Source organism: Gilliamella sp. LMG 34362, from assembly GCF_984569125.1.
Window position 1 is genome coordinate 1,135,871 of sequence record NZ_OZ474902.1, and the last position, 23,448, is coordinate 1,159,318.

The 23,448-nt window shown below is 34.3% G+C and carries 18 protein-coding genes and 1 pseudogene; 7 read left to right on the forward strand and 12 right to left on the reverse strand.

The genetic code is table 11. From position 1 onward, the window contains the following. The first annotated feature begins 142 nt into the window (after positions 1–142). The 3 genes from AC5LWZ_RS05280 to AC5LWZ_RS05290 all read left to right on the forward strand — a co-directional run bounded on the left by AC5LWZ_RS05280 (position 143) and on the right by AC5LWZ_RS05290 (position 8,036). Positions 143–2,629, forward strand: a complete 2,487-nt coding sequence (locus tag AC5LWZ_RS05280) for an autotransporter outer membrane beta-barrel domain-containing protein (RefSeq protein WP_493464107.1) — start codon at positions 143–145, stop codon at positions 2,627–2,629. 308 nt (positions 2,630–2,937) lie between these two features. Further along, entirely contained in the window at positions 2,938–5,781 is a 2,844-nt protein-coding gene (gene glnE, locus AC5LWZ_RS05285) for a bifunctional [glutamate--ammonia ligase]-adenylyl-L-tyrosine phosphorylase/[glutamate--ammonia-ligase] adenylyltransferase (protein ID WP_493464108.1), read from the forward strand. A gap of 86 nt (positions 5,782–5,867) precedes the next feature. After that, positions 5,868–8,036 carry an extracellular solute-binding protein gene (locus AC5LWZ_RS05290; RefSeq protein WP_198199356.1) on the forward strand — a complete coding sequence of 723 codons (2,169 nt, stop codon included), beginning with the start codon at positions 5,868–5,870 and terminating at the stop codon, positions 8,034–8,036. A gap of 47 nt (positions 8,037–8,083) precedes the next feature. Here the strand turns inward: AC5LWZ_RS05290 and AC5LWZ_RS05295 are convergent, their stop codons facing one another. From AC5LWZ_RS05295 to efpL, 4 genes are all read right to left on the reverse strand, one after another. Continuing rightward, positions 8,084–9,310 (reverse strand): MFS transporter, encoded by a 1,227-nt coding sequence (locus tag AC5LWZ_RS05295; protein WP_086359763.1) that lies wholly within the window; start codon positions 9,308–9,310, stop codon positions 8,084–8,086. A 13-nt stretch (positions 9,311–9,323) separates the two neighbouring features. After that, on the reverse strand, positions 9,324–10,151 hold the full coding sequence (locus AC5LWZ_RS05300; RefSeq protein WP_493464109.1) for an MBL fold metallo-hydrolase: 828 nt from the start codon (positions 10,149–10,151) through the stop codon (positions 9,324–9,326). Between the two features lie 243 nt (positions 10,152–10,394). Continuing rightward, positions 10,395–11,291 carry a tRNA 2-thiocytidine(32) synthetase TtcA gene (gene ttcA, locus AC5LWZ_RS05305; protein ID WP_086359765.1) on the reverse strand — a complete coding sequence of 299 codons (897 nt, stop codon included), beginning with the start codon at positions 11,289–11,291 and terminating at the stop codon, positions 10,395–10,397. 14 nt (positions 11,292–11,305) lie between these two features. Then, positions 11,306–11,878, reverse strand: a complete 573-nt coding sequence (efpL, locus tag AC5LWZ_RS05310) for an elongation factor P-like protein EfpL (RefSeq protein WP_086359766.1) — start codon at positions 11,876–11,878, stop codon at positions 11,306–11,308. A 110-nt stretch (positions 11,879–11,988) separates the two neighbouring features. On the opposite strand from efpL, the gene AC5LWZ_RS05315 reads away from it, so the two are divergent. Beyond that, complete coding sequence (locus tag AC5LWZ_RS05315) at positions 11,989–12,255, forward strand: YkgJ family cysteine cluster protein (protein ID WP_086359767.1); 267 nt, start codon at positions 11,989–11,991, stop codon at positions 12,253–12,255. 202 nt (positions 12,256–12,457) lie between these two features. After that, positions 12,458–13,900, forward strand: coding sequence for an amino acid permease (locus AC5LWZ_RS05320; protein ID WP_493464110.1), 1,443 nt, complete (start codon positions 12,458–12,460; stop codon positions 13,898–13,900). Positions 13,901–14,027: 127 nt separating this feature from the next. Here AC5LWZ_RS05320 and infA read toward each other — a convergent pair whose 3' ends face one another. The 6 genes and pseudogenes from infA to bamD all read right to left on the reverse strand — a co-directional run. Then, on the reverse strand, positions 14,028–14,246 hold the full coding sequence (infA, locus tag AC5LWZ_RS05325) for a translation initiation factor IF-1 (protein ID WP_025315083.1): 219 nt from the start codon (positions 14,244–14,246) through the stop codon (positions 14,028–14,030). 235 nt (positions 14,247–14,481) lie between these two features. Further along, positions 14,482–15,138 carry a nicotinate-nucleotide adenylyltransferase gene (nadD, locus tag AC5LWZ_RS05330; RefSeq protein ID WP_493464111.1) on the reverse strand — a complete coding sequence of 219 codons (657 nt, stop codon included), beginning with the start codon at positions 15,136–15,138 and terminating at the stop codon, positions 14,482–14,484. Further along, positions 15,132–16,136, reverse strand: a complete 1,005-nt coding sequence (holA, locus tag AC5LWZ_RS05335) for a DNA polymerase III subunit delta (RefSeq protein ID WP_493464112.1) — start codon at positions 16,134–16,136, stop codon at positions 15,132–15,134. The genes nadD and holA overlap by 7 nt, the downstream gene beginning before the upstream one ends. Positions 16,137–16,145: 9 nt before the next feature. After that, complete coding sequence (gene lptE, locus AC5LWZ_RS05340) at positions 16,146–16,637, reverse strand: LPS assembly lipoprotein LptE (RefSeq protein WP_198247004.1); 492 nt, start codon at positions 16,635–16,637, stop codon at positions 16,146–16,148. Positions 16,638–16,673: 36 nt separating this feature from the next. Beyond that, positions 16,674–19,256: a leucine--tRNA ligase gene (gene leuS / locus AC5LWZ_RS05345; RefSeq protein ID WP_493464113.1), complete on the reverse strand. Its 2,583-nt coding sequence runs from the start codon at positions 19,254–19,256 to the stop codon at positions 16,674–16,676. 249 nt (positions 19,257–19,505) lie between these two features. Beyond that, a pseudogene (gene bamD, locus AC5LWZ_RS05350) lies at positions 19,506–20,237 on the reverse strand (outer membrane protein assembly factor BamD); the annotation flags it as partial. A gap of 93 nt (positions 20,238–20,330) precedes the next feature. Between bamD and rluD the strand changes: the two are divergent. Together rluD and pgeF are read left to right on the forward strand one after the other, a co-directional pair. Next, on the forward strand, positions 20,331–21,305 hold the full coding sequence (gene rluD, locus AC5LWZ_RS05355) for a 23S rRNA pseudouridine(1911/1915/1917) synthase RluD (protein ID WP_493464114.1): 975 nt from the start codon (positions 20,331–20,333) through the stop codon (positions 21,303–21,305). Between the two features lie 8 nt (positions 21,306–21,313). Then, positions 21,314–22,087, forward strand: coding sequence for a peptidoglycan editing factor PgeF (gene pgeF, locus AC5LWZ_RS05360; protein WP_181414691.1), 774 nt, complete (start codon positions 21,314–21,316; stop codon positions 22,085–22,087). Positions 22,088–22,407: 320 nt separating this feature from the next. Here pgeF and AC5LWZ_RS05365 read toward each other — a convergent pair whose 3' ends face one another. Both AC5LWZ_RS05365 and queD read right to left on the reverse strand, forming a co-directional pair. Continuing rightward, entirely contained in the window at positions 22,408–23,022 is a 615-nt protein-coding gene (locus AC5LWZ_RS05365) for a 7-carboxy-7-deazaguanine synthase QueE (protein WP_110448185.1), read from the reverse strand. Next, positions 23,019–23,447, reverse strand: a complete 429-nt coding sequence (gene queD / locus AC5LWZ_RS05370) for a 6-carboxytetrahydropterin synthase QueD (protein WP_493464115.1) — start codon at positions 23,445–23,447, stop codon at positions 23,019–23,021. The genes AC5LWZ_RS05365 and queD overlap by 4 nt, the downstream gene beginning before the upstream one ends. Position 23,448 lies beyond the last annotated feature (1 nt).

The window sequence follows — 23,448 nt, forward strand, 5'->3', positions numbered from 1 at the left end:
CAATTAGCATAGACATTCATGATCTATTTTTGTTATTTTATCATTATCTTAAAATTCAAGTATAACAATTAATTAGTTTTTTATTGTGCACATTGAGTTTAATAATCTAATGAATAGAAATTATAATAAATATGGAGGTTTTGTGCTTAATAGTAATTCAAATAAAATTAACCTATTGGTCAAATTAACATTCGGGACTTGTCTAATCACCTCTAATTTTTCAAATGCCTTAACCATCATTGATGCTAATAATATTGGGGAATACACTGAAAAAGGTATTGCAGTTACAACTGATGATATTGTTATTCAGAATTTAACAGATAGTTCACTACCACATATCAATTTGGCAAAAAATAAAATATCAGCTATTAAGTCGCAAGTTGCTGGTAAAAAAATAACTATTGATAGTGGATTAGATGAGTTTGTTATCCAAACTAATGGAACGGGTAACTATAATAGCGCATTTAATATCCATGCTCATTCTGGTGGAAAAGTTGATGTTTTAAGTGATATTCGCTTAAATGTTCAAGATGGTACTGGAATTTATTTAGCCAGTGGTGGTAAAGGTAATTTTGCAAAAAAAGTAATAATAGATGGTACCGGTGTAGCAAATCATAGTTTTATTGGAATTCGAGCCTACAATGGTTCAAACACAATTAAGACTGATGGGAACTTTGATGGTGAAGTAATTATTCAGTCCATAGGAGATAGTAGTTATGGTATTTTATCTCTACTCAATAATAATCCTAATGCGATTGGTATAAATTTAAACTTTAATGATAAAGTAACGATTAATATGACTGGGGCTAACTCCGTTGGAGTTTCAGCACAAGAACAAGTTGGAGCAAATCCAAATGCTGACAGTGTTATTAATTTTAATAATGGATTAGATGTAATAACCGCCAATGGAAACGCGATTGAAATGGAACAAAGTGCCGGTAAAATATCTATCAATAGTGGTACAAATACTAATAACATTGTCTCGGTTAATCATAACAGCCATAAAGCCATATATGCGAATACAGGACAAGTAACTGTTCAAGGAAAATCGTATATAAAAGGGGATATTTATGCTAAAGATAAAGGGCAAATAGATCTTGATTTAACTGATGGTTCGCTTTTATTGACAGCGATCAATAATGCGCTCAATGAAACTCCTGAAGAAAAAGGTAATATCAATGTTACAATGACAGGTAGTCAAAGCCAATGGCGAATGACAGATAGTTCATATATTGATTCTTTAATATTAAATAATAATGCTAAAATTAGTTTTGGTTACGATTATGAAACACCAAGTAGGATCAACAATCTTAACGGTTCAAACAGCATGCTTTTAACCGCAAACTCATTATCTGGCAATGGATTATTTGAATTACGGACATCATTAGGCAATAATTTTGCTAATGATTTAATTAAAATTACCGGATCTTTGCAAGCGACAGGGGAGCATAATATTTCAATTAAAGATGATTATACTGGTTCCGCAATGGTTAATGGTAATGAAAAAATGACTTTAGTTGAAACTGAAGGTGGTGGCGCTAAGTTTAACTTAATTTCCCCATCAATTGATATTGGTCCGTATCAATTTAATAAATTAACTAAAGTTACTAACGAACGTAATAATGGCTCAGAAGATTGGGTATTGTCAGCAACAAATTCGGAATCAGCTAATCCTATAAAACCAAGTAAGCCTCATTTAACAAATACTGCTCAAAATGCAGCTAATATTCTTAATTCAAATTATTTGCTCAGTTACATAGAAACGCAAACTTTACATCAACGAATGGGAAAACTTCGCAGAAATGAAACAGTTGCTGGAGATGCTTGGGGGCATATTTATAGTGGCAAATTAAGCTCGTTTAATGATAATCGTTTGTCTGATTTTGCTATGAATTATTATGGTTTACAGCTCGGTATAGATCGAAGAATAGAAGATAACAGACAGGATGTATATTATGGATTTATGGGCGGTTACAGTCGAGGAAATATCGATCATCATGTAGGTGATGGAAACACAACAGGCTATTATGCAGCAATCTATGGTACCATTCTAGATCAATCTGGATTGTATATCGATGCTTTAGCCAAGTATATGATAATGAAGAATAAATTTAATACAACTACTGGAGGTGGATATTTAGTAAAAGGTGATGGCAATACTAATGGTGTTTCAATAGGAATAGAAGTTGGGCAACGATTCTACCTTTCTCCAGCATTGAATTCAAATCAAGGTTGGTATATTGAACCACAAACACAACTAACCTATTCCCGTCAGGGTAGCACGGTAATTAAAGCAACTAATGGTTTAAGAACCGAATTAAACAGTTACAATTCATTACATAGTCGAGCAAGCATTATCTTAGGTAACAACTTTTCACAAGATAATAACATTATTGATGTATATCTAAAAACAGGCTATGTGAAAGAGTTTGCTGGCCAAACATCTTATGTATTTAACCATACAGCAAAAGAAAAATATGATTTTGCTGGCAATTGGTGGGATAACGGGATTGGTGTTAATATGCAATTTAATAATCATCATAATATTTATGCTGATGTGGTTTATTCTCTGGGCAATAAATTTGATCAAAAACAAGTTAACATGGGGTACCGATATAGCTTCTCATAATGAATTGTTGTTTATTTGTTAACACAAAAATTATTTACTAATATAAAGTGACTTGCAAATACAGTCACTTTTTTTATTTTAATTAATTGGTTAAATTATTTTTTTAGAATAAATATTATTACTCTAAATTGATTGTACCCTATTCATATTAACCATGCTTATTAACTAATTAACTCATTGCATAAAAACAATTGATATGATTTTTTACAATATAGTTCAATAAAAAGATATCGGTATGTAAAAAGTCATTTATAATATTTAAATAGGTGATTTTATCAATATATAAATATTTTAAGTGAGTGCTTATTATGTCCCAGCCAAGCTCGTTAGTTTCACCATTAATTGCTCAGCAAAAAGAAAAGATTATATCTCAATTGTCACAATGTGATTCAAAAGAAGTACTTGATAACCTTAATATTTTGCTACAAAGTGATTTTCTGATTGATGCTTTTTATCGATTTCCCGAGTGGCTGACAGATATTATTATTCATCCCCCTCAAGCTGATGAAAGATGTTTCTATCAACAATGGTTAAATGAAAGACTAGCATCAGTATTTGATGAATTAGCGCTAATGAAGGTATTAAGATTATTTAGGCGCTATATTCTGGTAAGGCTTGAATGGTCACAATTAACCCAAACAAGTAATGATGAGCAAATTTTATTACAACTTACGCAGCTAGCTGAAGTGATTATTATCACCGCACGTGATTGGCTTTATGAGCTTAGTTGTAAAGAATGGGGAACTCCATGTAATTTACAAGGGCAAGCACAACCTTTACTTATTTTAGGCATGGGAAAATTAGGTGGTGGTGAACTGAATTTTTCATCAGATATTGATCTTATCTTTACCTACCCTGAACATGGACAAACTCAAGGTGGGAGACGAGAATTAGATAATGCTGTGTTTTTTACTCGTTTAGGGCAACGATTAATTAAAACACTAGACCAAATTACTGAAGATGGTTTTGTCTACCGCGTTGATATGCGTTTACGTCCGCTTGGTGATGGCGGTCCGTTGGTTTTAAGTTTTTCTGCTATGGAAGATTATTATCAAGAGCAGGGAAGAGACTGGGAACGTTATGCTATGGTAAAAGCAAAAATACTTGGTGATCAGCAAGATCCCTACACCAAAGAGCTTTACCAAATGTTAAAACCATTTGTTTACCGCCGTTATATTGATTTCAGTGTATTGCAGTCATTACGAAATATGAAAAGTATGATAGAGCGTGAAGTTCGGCGTCGCGGCTTGACTAACAATATCAAACTTGGTGCTGGTGGTATTCGTGAAATTGAATTTATTGTACAAGTTTTTCAACTTATACGTGGTGGGCGCGTCGTGGGCCTACAAACTCGCTCTTTATTAACCGCCTTACAAGTAATAGAACAAGAATCGTTACTTAGCGTGAATGAAGTAGACACTTTGCGAGAAAATTATTTGTTTTTACGTCGTTGTGAGAATTTACTTCAAGCTATACATGACGAGCAAACACAAGCATTGCCAGACGATGAGCTGGATCGAATTCGTATTGCCACTAGTATGAACTTTAATGATTGGTATGAATTTGAATTTGATCTTGCTAAAAGAATGCAATTTAATCGACAAGTATTTAATCAACTTATCGGTGAAGATACATCTGAATCAGTATCTAATTCTAAGCAATACAATGAACAATTTGATGATCTTTGGGTGCCAGATTTGCAATTAAGTGATGTTACATCAGTACTGACTTCTTACTCACATGATGATGCTGAAAAATTATATCAAATGATTTGTCAGTTTCGTGATGATATTGGTAAACGGACAATTGGAGTACGAGGTCGTGAAATACTTGACCAATTGATGCCACGATTATTGGAGTTGGTTTGTACTGATAAAAACACATTAGTACTATTATCACGAATCTTACATTTATTAGTTAATATTGTTAGCCGAACAACTTATTTAGAATTACTCCTTGAATATCCAACAGCATTGAAGCAGTTAATTCGTTTATGTAGTGCCTCGCCAATGATTAGTGAGCAACTAGCTCATTATCCAATTTTGTTAGATGAACTAATAGATATTAACTCCCTTTATCAAACTGTTTCACCAAATGAATATAAGAGTGAACTGTATCAATACTTACTTCGTATTGAGGTTGATGATGAAGAACAACAACTTGAAGCACTGAGACAATTTAAGCAAATGCAATTATTGCATATAGCAGCTGCCGATGTTGAACAGGTATTAAATACTATGAAGGTAAGCGATCATTTGACCTATGTTGCAGAATCACTAATTGATTTTGTTGTACAAATAGCATGGAATCAAATGGTCGCACGTTATGGTAAACCTACTCATTTAACTGACAATCAAAAAGGATTGGTTATTATCGCTTATGGCAAATTAGGTGGTTGGGAATTGGGTTATGGTTCAGATTTAGATCTGGTATTCCTTCATGATTGCCCTGTAGATAGCATGACTAATGGTGATAAACAAATTGATAGTCGCCAATTTTATTTACGATTAGTACAAAGGATCATTCATCTCTTCAATGTTCGCACCAGCTTTGGAATTCTTTATGAAGTTGATGTTCGTTTACGTCCACAAGGTGATGCAGGTTTATTAGCTTGTAGTTTAAATGCTTTTTATGACTATCAAATGCATGAAGCTTGGACATGGGAACACCAAGCATTAGTCCGAGCTAGAGCTGTATATGGTGAGATAGAACTGATTAAACGCTTCAACCAAATTAGGCATGATGTTTTATGTAAACCTCGTGAAGAAAAGGTATTAAAAACCGAAGTTAGAGAGATGCGCGAAAAGATGCGGACCCATTTAGGTACAACTGAGCAACATCGATTTAATTTGAAAATTGATGAAGGTGGCATTGGTGATATTGAATTCTTATCCCAATATCTGGTACTTAACTATGCTCATCAATATCCTAAAATGACAACATGGAGTGATAACGTAAGGATTTTAGAATTAGCGGCAAATTATCAAATCATGGATAGCCAAGAAGCTGAACAGTTAACTAAAGCTTATATTGATATGCGCAATGAAATCCATCAATTATCATTACAACTTTTACCGAGTACAGTTGATGATTCATACTTCAAATTAGAAAAACAGATTGTGAATCAAAGTTGGTTAAATTGGCTTAAATAGTATTTAGCCAATCACTAAAATATTTTTATTATTGATCAATAATTTCGATTTGATTGCTGAATAAATTTAATGGAGTCTATAACTTAATGGCGACAATCAAAGATATTGCAAAACTTGCCGGCGTATCTCATGGAACTGTTTCAAACGTACTTAATGATCGAGGTAATGTTAGTGTAAAAAAAATTAAATTGGTTGAACAAGCCATTCAACGGTTAGGTTATCAAATTAATCTATCTGCTAAAAATTTAAAAGAAGGTACAACTAAATCTATTTCGGTGATACTACCCAATATTACGTCTGAACAATATAGTAATTTATATGATGGTTTGTTTAATCAAGCTAATCGGCTTGGTTATGAGTTGTCACTTTATCTAACCTATGATTCAAAAGATCTTGAGTTACAATTAATTCAAAAGGTGGCTGTTAAACGAGATTATGCTGTTATAGTTGTTAGCTCATTATCTGACGCTAGTGAATATTATCAAAAAATTAAGTTGCCAAAAGAGAAAATAATTTTTGTTTATAGAAAGCCTTTATCTGCATTACAATTTATTTCACTAGATTATGAGAAAGCTGGGCAAGACATTGCTAATGAGTTGATCAACGAATCGTATCATCGAATTGGATTATTTAGTAATTCAGAACATCATACTCATTCTCAATCCTTTAAAAAAGGTTTACAAAGCCAGTTTAAAAAACATAATTATTCAGTCCTATTGAATAATATAGCTTCCAAGCCATCTAACGGTACTTATAATTTAGCATTTAGTTTTTTTGCCGATGAGCAGACAAAGTATGATGCCATTATTACCATGGATATGGAGCGGGCTCATTTCGTCCGTAATGCGAATTATTTTGGTAGTCAACAAGACTGCCCACCAATTTATACTTTAACGAACAATAGTTTTTATTATGAAGACAATATCTATCAATACCATATGAACTATGGCATATTAAGTGAACAAATTATGAAATTGGTAGAGGGAGAAACTGTAACCAATATCGATAATAAAGGCTTTTCATTATTACCTGATTCAAATTCAGCAAATAAAACTAAACATAATGAAACCATTAATTTTCTAATCTTACCAAGTCCATCAACACAAGCGGTCAAAAAATTACTCCCTCATTTTAAGAAAATGTATGGTATTAATGTTAATTTAATTATTAAGCCCTTCGACGAAATATATCATATTTTGAATCAACTTAATCAGCATCAAGAGATCGATATTATTCGAATAGATATGGCTGGATTACCTTGGTTTGCACCGTCAGTATTTAAACCTTTATCAAAATTAGCAATCGACTTCGATCATTTATTGGCAAAATACCCACTAGAACTCATCGAACGCTTTAGTTATGTAAATAATATTGCTTATGCGATTCCTTTTGACCCAAGTGTACAGATGCTTTTTTATCGTAAAGATTTATTTAATGACCCATTAAGTAAACGAGCTTATTTTGAAAGGTATCGACAACAACTAAATGTTCCTAAAAATTTTACTGAATTTGATCAAATTGCACAATTTTTTAGTCGACAACACAATCCTGAATCACAAGTAGAATTTGGCAGTTGCATTACTTTAGGCAATTATGAACTCATTGCATCAGAGTTTTTAGTTCGTTATTATGCTCAAGGTGGTAAATTAATTAATGGCAATAAATTAGGCTTAAACAAGACTATTGCTCTTAATACTTTAAATCAGTTGCAATCATTTATAAAGGTAGCAAGAAATATACAATCACCTTGGTGGCAAGAATCAGTAAATTTATTTGAACAAGGCCAACTTGCAATGTTAATTGTTTATATGAATTTATTTAGTTATATCAATCATCGTAATATTTTACCTTTAGTTGGATATGCAAAAGTACCTGGTCGAAAATCTTTATTTGGTGGTGGATCACTTGGTATGTCGAAATATAGTCAAAAAGATAAACAAGTTAAAATCTTTTTTGATTGGCTTTATTCTAATGAAATCAGTGAACAAATAGCATTACTTGGTGGCGCCACGGCACAAAAATCTATTTTTCAAAATCATAGAATTATTAAGAGTTATCCATGGTTACCTGTGGTACAACAACAATACACTAATGGTATTCGGGAAAATAGTATGACTGGTAATGCGATTAATTTAAGATTGATTGAAAACATTATTGGCAAATATTTAACACAGTGGATAACTAATCAATATAGTTCAATGCAAATCATAGAGTTGATTAATGTTGAGATAGAAAAAACTATGGCTAATAAATAATTATTAGCCATAGTTTACGTAACTTTTTATCGTTAACTGTGAATGGATTATTCTGATTCTACTTTTTTAGGTGTCATGATGACATCTTTGTCTCTAAAGAAGTACCAGAAACCTACCGCAACAATTGCTGCAACTACAGCTGGATAGATCCAAAACTCTTGCCATTGAGGTCCAGCATTAGGTAATGTTTTTTCAGTAACAACACGATTATTGATAAATCCACATACCGATGCCGCCATAAATACACCAAAGCCATTAGAAACAATAAAACGTAAGCCTTGAGCCTGAGCTTTGATTTCTGGGCCAGCTTTTTTATCAACATAAATATCGCCAGCGGTAAAGAAGAAATCCCAACAAATACCTTGTAACAATAAAGTGCCAATAATATAGAAGAACATATTACCGTCTGACGTTGCGGCTAACGATAGCATCATACTACGAATTATCCAACAAATTGCACCGAATAAGATGATCTTTTTAAACCCAAAGCGACCTAATAGGAAAGATAAAAGGAACATAAATAGCACTTCTGTAGCAATAGCAATTTGCATCATTGATGCTGGTTCTAATCCTAATACAGGCAAATAAACGGGTAAATAAGCACTATATGCAGTTTTAGTTATCATTAAGATAAAGGTAGAAAGCATGAATATAGTGAAATATTTATCTTTAAAAAGAGATAAGGCATCTAAACACATAGCATCTCGAATTGAGAATTTTTTATTTCGACTGGTTGGTGGCGTATTTGGTAAAGTAAAACAATAAATGCCGTAAACCACAGAAGCACCAGAAGCAAGTAAAAATGAATTGATAGAACTTGAAAAACCAGTGTAACCAAGAATTAATCCTACTATCATAAAGCCGATAGTACCAAATACACGAATAATTGGGAACCAACGCACACCATCTATATGCCTAAAGCTTACGCTATTTGCTAAAGCTGTTGTTGGATAGAATAATAAACCAACAATAAATATCATTATTAAAAAGCCGACAATATTGCCACTTTCAACAAAGTTAGGAATGATAAATAAAACACCGGCATTAAGAATGTGTAATATCCCCATCACTTTTTGAGATGCGATGAATCTATCGGCAATCATACCAATAAAAAGTGGCGAAATGATGGTTGCAATTCCTAAAACTGAATAAGTAGAACCAACAATTTCTTTTAATCCATAAGCAGCAAGTACTGCACCGATAACCATATTCCATGCGCCTTGCACAAAATATTGTAAAAACATCATTACCAGTAAACGTGGTATTTTAAACATATATTGCTCCGTATTAAATCATCTTCGTTAAGCCATCATAGGCTACTTGAATATTATAAGGTTTAAATATTTCAACTAATTCATCATGCATGAAGCCACTACTATGGGAGTGATGAGAAGTGATAAGTTGAGTATTGGAATCAAAAATACCTTCTTCTAACATGCGTTTTTGAGCTGCAATAACAGTTTCAATACTCATGTGATTATTGGTTTTATCATTTTGTTTATAGCCGTAAGTACACTCGAAAATTGCCATATCAATTTTTTTACCGCTATTTTTCAACCATTGCCAAGTTAGCTCAGGAAAATAACCCGAATCATGTCCGTGGAGTAAGGTTTTACCATCTTTCTCGATTAAATAAATAAAACAAAATTCCCATTTAGCATGATTAGCCAACAATGCAGTAACGGTATAACCAGCTGATGTCACAACAGTTTGAAATGGAACCACTAAATTAAATACAAAACGCTCAGGACTATATCCAGGTAAAACATTTAAGCAACCATTTATTGCAATATCATTGCCATAAATATACAGCGGATGGTCGATATTAAATCCATAGTCCACCATACGACTAAACAGATCGCCAACATTAAAATGGTCAGGGTGAGTATGAGTAAACAATAAGTCCTTTATTTTAGTAACGTCAATGTTTTCTCTCATTACTTGATAGCTATATTCAGGGGCAAAATCAATTTGCATAATATCATCAATAAGAATCGAACTTCGAGTTCTTATATTTTTACCTTTTTGTTGGCGAGATTTTTCACAAATTTCACATTTACAAAAAGGATTTGGGATACCTTCAGAGGCGGCAGTACCCAAAAACTGTAGTTTCACATTGTTCTCCTATCTATAATTAGATTGTTTTTATGCTAGTTTTAGCATTATGTTAGCAAAAATTGGAACGTTTCAATTTTATTTTAATGTCATAATAACCACAACAAAAATGGTATTTTTTTTTGTTAATTCGTGAGCAGGATCAAAGTTTCTATAAAATAGGTTATTGTTTTAATATTAAATAATTATCGACGATATTGTTTATCGCCGATAATAAAAGAGTTTAGATGCTGGAGGGTAATTTTAGTTAGCCTCTTTCCATAGAATTAGATCCTGTTCGTCGAGTTCTGACGCATCAAATCCGACTGTAGGGGGTAATTCTTCACGGTCAAAGGCTAAATCGCCACCATTGATATCAATATCACCTTTCTTAATCCCTTTAAAATCGTAAAGATTGGTATCGCATAAATGAGAAAGAGTAATATTTTGTGTAGCGCGAAACATGGTTTCGATACGACCAGGAAATTTTTTATCCCAATCATTTAGCATTTCTTTGATTACTTGCCGTTGCAAATTAGGTTGTGAGCCACAAAGATTACATGGAATGATAGGAAATTGTTTTATTTCAGCATATTTTGCAATGTCTTTTTCTTTACAATATGCAAGAGGTCGAATAATAATGTGTTCACCTGAATCATTCATCAATTTAGGTGGCATGGCTTTAAGTTTGCCTCCATAAAACATGTTTAAAAATAGTGTTTCTAAAATGTCATCTCGGTGATGTCCTAGAGCTATTTTTGTTGCACCAAGTTCAGTTGCAGTACGATATAAAATACCACGTCGAAGTCTAGAACAGAGAGAACAGGTTGTTTTACCTTCTGGAATTTTTTCTTTGACAATTCCATAAGTATTTTCTTGGACAATTTTATATTCAATACCTAACGACTCAAGATATTCAGGTAAGACATGCTCAGGAAAACCAGGTTGTTTTTGATCTAAATTAACTGCGACTAATTCAAATTGTACTGGTGCGCTGATTTTTAAATTAATAAGAATATCCAGCAATGTATAGCTGTCTTTACCGCCTGATAAGCAGACCATTATACGATCGCCTTCCTCGATCATGTTAAAGTCAGCGATAGCTTCACCAGTAAGACGTCGCAATCGTTTATGTAATTTATTTTGGTTATATGTATTCATCACGATTTAATAGATTATTCCGCTCGACTCATATATCGGCGTTCTGCGATATGAATTTTAACTCTTTCGTGGTTATCAATATATTCTGGTACTTGAATGACAAGACCGGTTGATAGTGTTGCAGGCTTTGTTCGTGCACTTGCTGAAGCACCTTTGATACTTGGTGAAGTTTCAATAATTTCTAGTTCAACTGTTTGTGGCAGTTCTAAAGCAACAACTTCACTTTCAGCCATTAACACCTGAATACCATCCATTCCACCATCAGGAATAAATAGTAGTTCTTCTTCAATTTGATCTTTCTTAAAAATAAATGGCGTATAGTCTTCATTATCCATAAATACATATTCGTCACCATCAATATAAGAAAAGCTTACCGGACGTCGAAATAGTTCGATAGTATCTAAAATATCATCTCCTTTAAAACGTTCCTCAACTTTGCCACCAGATTTCACATCGGTAAAACGCATTTTATAAAGGGTGCTTGCTCCACGCGCACTAGGACTTTGAACATCAATCTCTTTCACTAATAATAATTTGCCATTGTAGGTGACTGCATCACCACGTTTTATTTCATTTGCTTTAGCCATAATACTTTCTTCATGTTTAATAGAGTTAAAAATTTAGCTCGCTATTTTACCCTTAACTTGCTATTGTCACCAATAAATTTTATAAAACAACGACAAATTCCTCTAAACTAATGACTGATTCATTCAAATGCCGTAAAAACTGTGGTGCATGTTGTATTGCGCCATCAATTTCATCTGCTATACCTAGTATGCCGAATGGAAAACCAGCCGGAATTGCCTGTTTTCATTTAGACGAGAATTTTCAGTGTAAATTATTTGGTAATACTAATAGACCTCTAGTCTGCGGTCGTTTAAAACCTTGTTTTGAAATGTGTGGAACAAATCGTGATCAAGCGATGGATTATTTAACTCAATTAGAACAGTTAACTAGCAGCTAAGTATTGCTAATATTTAACATATCAGACGGATTATTAGAATTATTTATCTCGCATATAATTTTTTTTGATACACTTCATCACAATTTATCAGCTAATGATAAATATCGTAATAAATTATTTTAAATCAGTTACTAACCTAGATATTAAGCATAAGGTAGTAACTAAATATATTTAGAATCTGTTTAACAAGAAGAAAATTAATATGAATGATAAATTAAAGCGTGATTTAAAAGCCCGTCATTTAGCGATGATAGCCATTGGTGGCTCCATCGGAACTGGGTTATTTGTCGCTTCAGGCGCTACTGTTGCACAAGCTGGTCCTGGTGGTGCACTGCTTTCTTATGCCATTATCGGCATAATGGTCTACTTTTTAATGACTAGTTTGGGGGAGCTTGCTGCTTATCTTCCGGTTTCTGGCACTTTTGCGACCTATGGGGCACGCTATGTAGATGAAGCATTTGGTTTCGCTATTGGCTGGAACTATTGGTATAACTGGGCAATAACGGTTGCTGTTGACTTAGTTGCAGCTCAATTGGTGATCTCCTATTGGTTCGATGCTGGGGCTTATAGTTGGTTATGGAGCCTGTTATTCCTAAGTATTATCTTTTGCTTAAACTATGTTTCTGTGAAAGGGTTTGGTGAAGCAGAATTTTGGTTTTCATTAATTAAAGTCGTCACTGTGATTTTATTTATAGTAGTTGGTTTATTAATGATTATTGGTATTTTAAAAGGCGCTGAAACTGCTGGTTGGCAAAACTGGCAAGTTGGTGATGCTCCATTTGTTGGAGGTTTTGCTTCAATGATTGGTGTTGCGATGGTCGTTGGTTTCTCATTCCAAGGTACTGAACTAATTGGTATCGCTGCAGGAGAATCAAGAGATCCAGAAAAAAACATTCCAAAAGCAATGAAACAAGTCTTTTGGCGAATACTATTATTTTATATTTTTGCAATTTTAGTTATTAGTTTAATCATTCCATATACTGATCCTAACTTACTACGTAATGATGAAACTGATATCAGTGTTAGTCCATTTACTTTAGTTTTTCAGCATGCTGGATTATTATCGGCAGCAGCTATTATGAATGCGGTTATTTTAACTTCAGTACTTTCTGCTGGTAACTCAGGCTTATATGCTTCAACTCGAATGCTATATGCTTTAGCTAAAGAAGGTAAAGCACCAAAGATCTTTGGACGATTATCTTCATCAGGTGTACCTGATATGGCATTATTTGCGACAACATTGGTTGCTATGCTTTGCTTCTTGACCTCACTATACAAAGATCAGGAAGTTTATTTATGGCTACTTAATATGTCAGGTATGACAGGATTTATTGCTTGGCTTGGTATTGCTATTAGCCATTATCGTTTTAGAAAAGGCTACATAACACAAGGCCGTGATCTAAATAAATTACCATATCGTTCGAGTTGTTTCCCATTTGGTCCTATTTTTGCCTTTATACTTTGTTTGACGATAACATTAGGGCAAAATTATGAAGCATTTTTACAAGAAACCATTGATTGGAACGGTGTAATTGCGACTTACATCGGTATTCCATTATTTCTTTCGATTTACTTCGGTTATAAAATCGTTAAAAAGACGAAATGGATAAAGTATGAGCAAATGGATTTTTCTCAAATGGATTAATTAGGAAGTAACCTAAATTATGACTTGTACATCCGTCGACTTTAGTCGACGGAATTGTATTAAAAAAGAGAAAATAACTAATCAACTCATTAGTTAATAATGTAAAACAACAAGCGTGATAACGATATTAACGACTACGGAATATGATACGTGCTTTTGAAAGATCGTAAGGTGTCATTTCTACCGTTACTTTATCGCCAGTTAGAATTCGAATATAGTTCTTTCTCATCTTTCCAGAAATGTGTGCAGTAACAACATGACCGTTTTCAAGTTCAACACGAAACATCGTGTTTGGAAGAGTATCAAGAATAGTACCTTGCATTTCAATGTTATCTTCTTTTGCCATTGGGGCCTCTTAATATTAAATACAAATTAAATACACTCAAATTAATAAATATCATTCTCATTTTCTTTACGATTAACTAGAAAAGCGAATTAATCAAACTCAACTAAATTACCAAAATATTTTTGGATCTAGACAAAGTGATTGATTTGAGTATAAACATAGAACAACTATATTCAAATTATCTAAATATAGCGGCGAAATAATGCCGAAAAAACTCTCAGATGTAAAGTCATTTCTAACATTTCTTTGCATTATAGAGCCTATTTTCATGTATATATTGCCAAACTTTAGGCGATAATAACTTTTCACAGCTTTGTTGATTATTAATATTTTGCCGGATTTCTGTTGCTGAAATTGCTTCAAGTGGTGTATTAGCAAAGTAAATATAGCCATTAGGACATTGATGTAATGTTTGACTATCTTGAGTTAGGTGTTGATTAATCCATTGTTGTAGCTTGCTATCACAGGGTGTTTGAGCATAACCTGGCCGTTTACATATTAGCAAATGACAATAATCGAGTAATTTTTGCCACTCTTTCCATGTTGGTAAACTAAGCAAAGAATCTTGTCCCATTATAAAAGCTAAACTTTGCTGAGTACCATTTTGTTGACGCCATGATTTGAGAGTATCAATGGTAAAAGAGGGCTGATTAATTAGCTTTGGTTCTAATTCTCGAGTATCAACTGAAAATAGAGAATAATCCGCTATAGCCAACTGCAACATAGCTAAACGTTGCTCTGTATTGGCCTCTGGTTGTGGTTTATGAGGCGGAATACGGTTAGGTAATAGATTAATTTTAGTTAATCCCAACTCTTTGGCTAAGGCTAAAGCTGGGCGTAAATGCCCATAATGGATTGGATCAAAGGTTCCACCAAATAACGCTGTTAACACTTATTTAACCCCATAAACTGCATAGTTAAACTTAGCAGTGCATCCCAAATAGGTAAATCATTATTATGTTTTAGGCTAATTTCAATATCGGTTAATGTCGCCAGTAGAGCAAATAACGATTTGATATCAAAACGATTCAAATAAGCGCTATACATGGTTCTCCTATTTTGCCAGACTCTATATTCATCAAAAATTTGCCGAGGTGATTTCTCGCTTAAAGCTAATTTTAAATTGATCAACAAAATCAATTCACGTTGAATAATCCGCATCAATATTAACGGCTCAAAATCATTCATTTTAAGCTGTTGTAAAACATGTGTTGCACGTTTTGCTTTATTGGAAAGCATTGCATCAATCCAATGAAAAGGCGTAAATATCGCTGAATCATTAATATTTAACTCAACTTGTTCATAAGAAATAGTTTGATTTGGATAGAGTAAATTTAATTGCTCAATAATTTGCGTTAATGCCAACAAATTACCTTCATAGTAATAACTAAGTAACTCGATCGCTGGAGATTCAATAGCTATTTGCATTTGTTGTAAATAGCTTTTGATCCATTGTGGTAATTGTGCTGCTTCAGGTGTTGAACAATTCACTACCACTAACTTGTCAGATAAAGCTTTGTACCATAATGCATTTTCTTGGGTCTTAGTAATCTTCACTAGACTAACTATCAAGCCAATCTCAGGGGTTAACATTTCACATAATGTGTTTAATTTTGCTGCCACTGAAACATTTAACACACCTTCACCAATATCTATACAGAGTAAAGTTTTGCTTGAAAATAGATTCATTGCTTGGCAACTATCATACATTGCCGACCAGTCTGTTTGGCTATTGATTGTGAAAGAAAGTTGTTCGTCATATTGAGCTTGTTTAAAAGCATTACGTAATTCAGTTTGTGCATAATGTTGCAGATAAGGATCGCTACCTAAAATCAAATAATAAGGCGATCCTAATTGCTGGGTTATTTTTTCAGCACTAATTTTAATCATAACTAGTTGTTAGTTTGCTGCATCAACTGATTTCAATTTACGAATGATCTCTTTAGCTGCTTGCTTATACATTTCATCCTCAATCAAATTTTGTTCTACTGTCTTAGCTAATGCTGCTGCTGGATTATCAAAGAAGGTACGGAATATACGAACGTTAATTGGATGAATTTGTTCACCTGCAATGACTACTTGCGCTTGAACTGTCAATACTAACTGATATTCTGCTGCTTTACCATCTTGATAGATAGATATAGTGTTTTTATCCAATGAATTTCTGACTATGCGCAATGACGGATATTTAGCTTTATTATTGCCATTAACTAATGTAACTTTATTATCGCGTAGTAACTCTTTAACTTCCCTTGACAATCGACCGTATGGATCACCACTTTCATAGGACAGTGTCTTAAAGCGAGTAGGAACCTCTGGTTCATATTGCAAATGAAAACCGCATCCAGACAACGATATTGTCAATAACATCAAAGCTAAATATTTTTTCATTGGTATCATCACCTATCTCTTAGTTATCTAACATTATTAACCAACAACTAGATTCAATAATTTGCCTGGCACATAAATAACCTTACGAATTGTCGTATCAGTTAAATATTTTTGAATGTTTGGCTCTTGTTTAGCTTGTTTTACTACAAAATCTTGTTCGGCATCTGCCGGAACGGTAAATTTACCACGTACTTTACCATTGATTTGTACAACAATTAATTTTTCATCCTCAACCATTGCCGATTCATCAGCAGTAGGCCAAGATGCATTATCAATGGTTTCACTATGACCTAATGCTTGCCACATAACGAAACAAGCGTGAGGCATCATAGGATAAAGTAATCTGACAACTGCATTTAATGATTCATCCATCAATGCACGGTCTTGATCGGTATCTTGTGGCGCTTTTTGTAAGCGATTCATAAATTCCATTACTGCTGCAATTGCCGTATTAAAGGTTTGACGGCGACCAATATCATCACTGACTTTAGCAATCGTTTTATGTAGTTCACGACGTAAAGCTTTTTGATCGGCAGTTAATTTAGATAGATCAAGAGCTGTTGTTTTACCTAGTTGAGCATGTTCATATACTAAACGCCATACACGTTTAATAAATCGATTCGCACCTTCCACACCAGATTCTTGCCATTCAAGCGTCATATCGGCTGGAGAGGCAAACATCATAAATAATCTAACGGTATCTGCACCATATTTTTCAACCATCTCTTGTGGATCGATACCATTATTTTTTGATTTAGACATCTTAGTCATACCAGCATGAACAAGTTCATTACCTTTATTATCTGTGGCTTTAGCAATACGACCTTTGTCATCACGTTCAATAGTGACTTCAGTTGGTGAAACCCAAATACGTTCATTGGTAGGGCTGGTGTAATAGAACGCATCAGCTAAAACCATACCTTGGCATAACAAGCGTTTGGCTGGTTCGTCTGATTTTACTAAACCAAAATCACGCATTAATTTATGGAAGAATCTAAAATAGAGTAAATGCATGATTGCATGTTCAATGCCACCAACATATTGATCAACAGGCAACCAATAATTTGCCGCATTTTCATCTAACATACCTTTGTCATAATGAGGGCAGGTGTAGCGTGCATAATACCAAGACGATTCCATAAAGGTATCAAAAGTATCGGTTTCACGCAGTGCCGGTTGACCATTAACCATCGTTTTTGCCCAATTTGGATCTGCTTTAATCGGACTAGTAATACCATTCATTTCAACATTTTCTGGTAAAATGACTGGCAGTTGATCTTCTGGTGTCGGGATTGTAGTGCCATCTTCAAGTGTCACCATAGGAATTGGTGCACCCCAATAACGTTGACGAGAGACTCCCCAATCACGTAAACGATAATTTACTTTACGATTACCAATACCTAATGCAATAAGTTTATCTGCAATAGCATTAAAGGCTTGTTCAAAATTAAGACCGTCAAACTCACCAGAATTAAATAATTTACCATGTTCAGTATAAGCTTGCTGTGATAGATCAGGTACTTGATCATCTTGTGTTAAAATAACAGGTTTAATTGGTAGATTATATTTTGATGCAAACTCATAATCACGTTCATCGTGACCAGGCACCGCCATCACCGCCCCTGTGCCGTATTCAATTAATACAAAGTTAGCAATCCAAACCGGAACTTTTGCACCGGTTAATGGATGGATAGCAAAAAATCCTGTTGCCATACCTTTCTTTTCCATTGTTGCCATGTCGGCCTCAGCGGTTTTAGTTGTTTTGCATTCAGCAATAAAGTCAGCAATTTTGGGATTATTTTGTGCAGCTAATTGAGCAAGTGGATGTTCCGCAGCTACCGAAACAAAACTTACACCCATTAAGGTATCAGGGCGAGTAGTATAAACACGTAACTTATCGCTATAGTTTTCAACGGCGAAATCAAACTCTACTCCTTCAGAACGACCAATCCAGTTTCGTTGCATTGTTTTGACTTGTTCTGGCCAGCTTTCAAGGGTATCTAAATCATTCAATAACTCATCTGCATATTCAGTGATTTTGATAAACCATTGTGGAATTTCTTTACGCTCAACCGGTGTATTACAACGCCAACAACACCCCTCAACCACTTGTTCGTTAGCCAATACAGTCTGGTCGTTTGGACACCAGTTAACAGCTGAAGTTTTTTTATAAACTAAACCTTTTTCAAATAGTTTGGTAAAAAACCATTGTTCCCATTTGTAATACTCAGGACGGCAAGTTGTTACTTCACGATCCCAATCATAACCAAAACCAAGTAGCTGTAATTGCTTCTTCATGTAAGCAATATTTTCATAAGTCCATTTGGCTGGAGCTGTATTATTTTTAACTGCTGCGCCTTCGGCTGGTAAACCAAATGCATCCCAACCGATTGGTTGTAATACATTCTTACCATTCAAACGTTGATAGCGTGAAATAGTGTCACCGATAGTATAATTTCGGACATGGCCAAGATGTAAACGACCTGAAGGGTATGGAAGCATCGACAGACAGTAATACTTCTCTTTAGATGGATCTTCAGTAACGTGGAATGTTTTGTCTTCTTGCCAATGTTTTTGTACTTTGGCTTCAATTTCATCTGGGCGATATTGTTCTTGCATGACGAATTAATGTCCTATCTATTATTGCTAATAAAAATAATTTGCTAATTGTATTGGTTATTGAGGTGTTTTACAAACGTTATGTGAATTGTAAGATTGATTTATTAGGAATTAAAAGATGTAATTTGGATATTGTGCACTAGTAAAAAGCATAAAAAAGCGGGCTAGGCCCGCTTAGTAAATAAATTAGCCACCATTGAAGACACTGGTAAATTTAGAGAAGAATGATTTTTGTTCTTCTTTTGGTATGTTTTCCAAATTGGCCTGAATAAGTTGATCAACTTTTTGGCTTTCATCAACTAAACCTAATTCATTGTATGCATTACGCATCAATAACAATGCGCTCTTAGTTGAATCGGTATCAGGGAATAAGGCTAACATTTGGGTAACCCGATTAATCACAGCAACATAGGCTCCACGTTTAGTGTAATATTGTGATACTTTTAACTCATGACGTGCGATACGGTTTTTCAAAAATATTAAACGCTTTTTGGCGTCAGCGGCATAACTACTATTTGGAAAACCAGTTACCAAATAAGTAAAATCTTTAAATGCAGCCATGGCAAACTCAGGATCACGATCTGAACGATCGACATTAAACCACCCCTGAATTGTATTGTCATTTTGCGCCATATTAGAAATTCCGCGCATGTAAATTACCCAATCGATATTTGGGTGCGTTGGGTTCAATTTCAAAAAGCGGTCAATTGATGCAATGGCTAGTGGATAATCCGCTGTTTTATAGTAGGCATAAATTAAATCTAATTGAACTTGTTGTGAATAAGGTCCAAATGGATAATTTTTATCGATAGCCTCTAAAACGCTAATACTGGATTTGATATTTCCACTCTCAAGCTCTGTTTTAGCTTTATTGTGGAGCTCAATCTCTGGCACATTTTCAACATCATGCTTTGTACTTGTACAGCCAATTAGCATGCTACTTAAAGCGATAGCTAACAAAGTTTGTAGACGCAATTTCATTCAGTTTTCAATCCAAAATATAATTAAACATTAAAGGCGATGATTGGTATATAATACTCTAAAACATAACAGCTTAAAATAGATAAATTACACATGCACAAGTTAAAACTATCATCTGAAATCGAACAAACTCAGCTTGGAATGCGATTGGATCAGGCGTTGTCCGAGCTTTTTCCTGATTATTCTAGGTCAAGAATTAAAGAATGGATTATAAATAATAAAGTATTAGTGAACAATAATATTGTAAATAAACCCAAAGATAAAGTACTTGGTGGTGAAAAAATATCCATCGAAGTTGAAATTGAAGAAGAAACCTATCATCAACCAGAAGATATAAAACTTAATATTGTTTATGAAGATGATCATATTTTGGTTATCAATAAACCACGAGATCTAGTTGTTCATCCTGGAGCAGGGAATCCAAATGGTACTGTATTGAACGCACTACTTTATCACTATCCAGATATCTCAAGGGTGCCAAGAGCAGGTATTGTTCACCGTCTAGATAAAGATACAACAGGTTTAATGGTTGTTGCTAAAACCATTGAAGCACAAACTCATTTAGTTGAATCATTACAACTTCGTGAGATAACTCGAGAGTATGAAGCGGTTGCTATGGGGATCATCACTGCTGGTGGAACCGTAGATCAACCAATTACTCGCCATCCAACTAAACGGACCCATATGGCGGTTTTTCCAACTGGAAAGCCTGCAGTAACCCATTATCGAGTAATGGAAAAATATCGTCTACATACTCGATTACGTTTAAGACTGGAAACGGGGCGTACCCATCAAATTCGTGTACATATGGCACATATTGCGCATCCATTGGTCGGTGATCCCCTTTATGGTGGTCGACCACGGCCACCGAAAGGCGCTAGCGAATCATTTATCCAAACTCTGCGAGATTTTGATCGCCAAGCCTTACATGCCACTATGTTACGTTTATATCATCCAATTACTGGCGAACTAATGGAATGGCATGCACCAATACCTGAGGATATGCAAAAATTAATACAAGAGTTACAATTAGATACAGAACTTCATAAAGATGAACTTGATTGGTAATAGTTATGATTAAATCAATATATCCCTATTGGCCAGCACCGACAAATATTCGTGCTTTTACTACAACTCGCATCGGTGGTGTGAGTTCTACGCCGTTTGATAGCCTAAATTTAGGTAGCCGTACTGGTGATGATTTGAATGATATCGTCGAAAATCGTCGTCTTATAATTAATGCTGAAAAAATTCCTAGTGAACCTTATTGGCTAAATCAAACCCATAGCACAACCGTACTTGATATTTCAGAAATTCAATTACAGCCGGCAACTGGATTAATTGGTAGTAGTGAGCGATTTGAAGCTGATGGATCATATACTCGGCAAGTTAATCAAGTTAGTGTTGTCTTAACGGCTGATTGTATGCCTGTACTATTTTGTTCAATTGAAGGCAATGAGGTCGCCGCCGCTCATGCTGGTTGGCGTGGGCTTTGTCATGGTATTTTAGAAGAAACGGCAAAGAAATTTTATTGTAAGGCTAGTGATATCATCGTTTGGCTTGGTCCAGCAATTGGCGCTACAAAATTTGAAGTAGGTGGTGAAGTGAAAAAGCAGTTTGAAGCTTACGATGCAAATGCGCATCATGCATTTAAACTAATTGATGCCAAACAACAAAAATATTTAGCAGATCTTTATATGATTGCCAAACAGCGATTAAACTCAATCGGAATTAAGCAAATTTATGGTGGTAACTATTGTACCTATACTGAGCGAGATCTGTTTTATTCATATCGTCGAGAAAACAAGACCGGAAGAATGGCAACAATGATCTGGTTTGAGAAAAATTAAACCAGCGGTGACAATTATCATGCCTCTTGTTGTAAATTTAACTAAGATATCTATTCATTATCTTCTTCGTAATGACTAATGAAGAGTGGTAAAATTGATATGCTGGTTAACTCATTTCCCAATCAATATGATGAAACTCAACCTAAGCATTGCCATGCGCTGAATAAACATATATGAATAATAAACCGACGAAAATACGATAAAACATCACCATCATCAATAAAAAAATATTGGTCAATAATAACGCTATCTTATTAAAGATTAAAGCCTAACTTATGGATAAGATTGATTTTTTATGTTTAGTTGTTAATCGTAAAAGATTACTCAATATTGGCAAATTTATGTGTTTGTAGGCTTAACATCCATTTATTATCAATACGTTTATGATTAATCTTACCTAACAACTCAATGGTATCAAACATATTCATCTCACCATTGACTTCGCAAGGTGACAAATAGTAACGCTTAGCTTGAATATGCTGCTCAATATAGTAACAAAAATCGATAAATCCCGTCTGTTTCTCTGCGACAATTCTTATTTCACTAGCTGTTGGTTGCAAAATTTTTTGATAACGATGGTGATAACAAAATTTAGGACTCAGTGCAATATAATCAATCAGCGGATCTACTTTACCTAGTCCATTACTCTCAATAGCGATATAATAGCCAGCTTGTTTTAAATGCGTTAATAATGAAGATAACTCTTTAACCATTGTGGGCTCACCACCGGTAATGATAATATTGCTACTTTTATATTGCTTAACTTTTGCAACTATTTGCTCTAACGTAAAACGTTGAAATTTGCGGAAATTAGTATCACACCAACTACAATTTAAATTACAGCCAGCAAAACGAATAAAAATAGCTGGCATACCCGTGTTATAACCTTCGCCTTGTAAAGATTCGAAGATTTCAACAATACGATATTCGATCATTTTTCGCTCCGATGATACTCACAGTAAGAAGTAGGGGTTTCCCAAAGCTTAATCATCGACACTGGTAGAAATTGTGATAAGTGGTCAAAAATAAATTTACTCATTCCTTCTGCAGTAGTGCGACAAGGAAATGCAAAAATTTTACGTTGCATTTGCTGCAAAAGCTCAGCTATTTTCCTTTCATTAGTATTATTTTGATTATAAAGATAAGCATGGTCGAGTTGGTCGATAATTTGCTGTTTTACAACTGATTTTATGTCAGCATAATCCATTACCATATCAGCACTTGAACCGCTGGTAATAAGTTCATTGCTGATCTCGACTAACAAACGGTAGGTATGGCCATGTAGGTTATGACATTTTCCATTGTGCCCATCTAACATATGACAAGCATCAAACTGGAACTCTTTAGCAATTTTAAACATA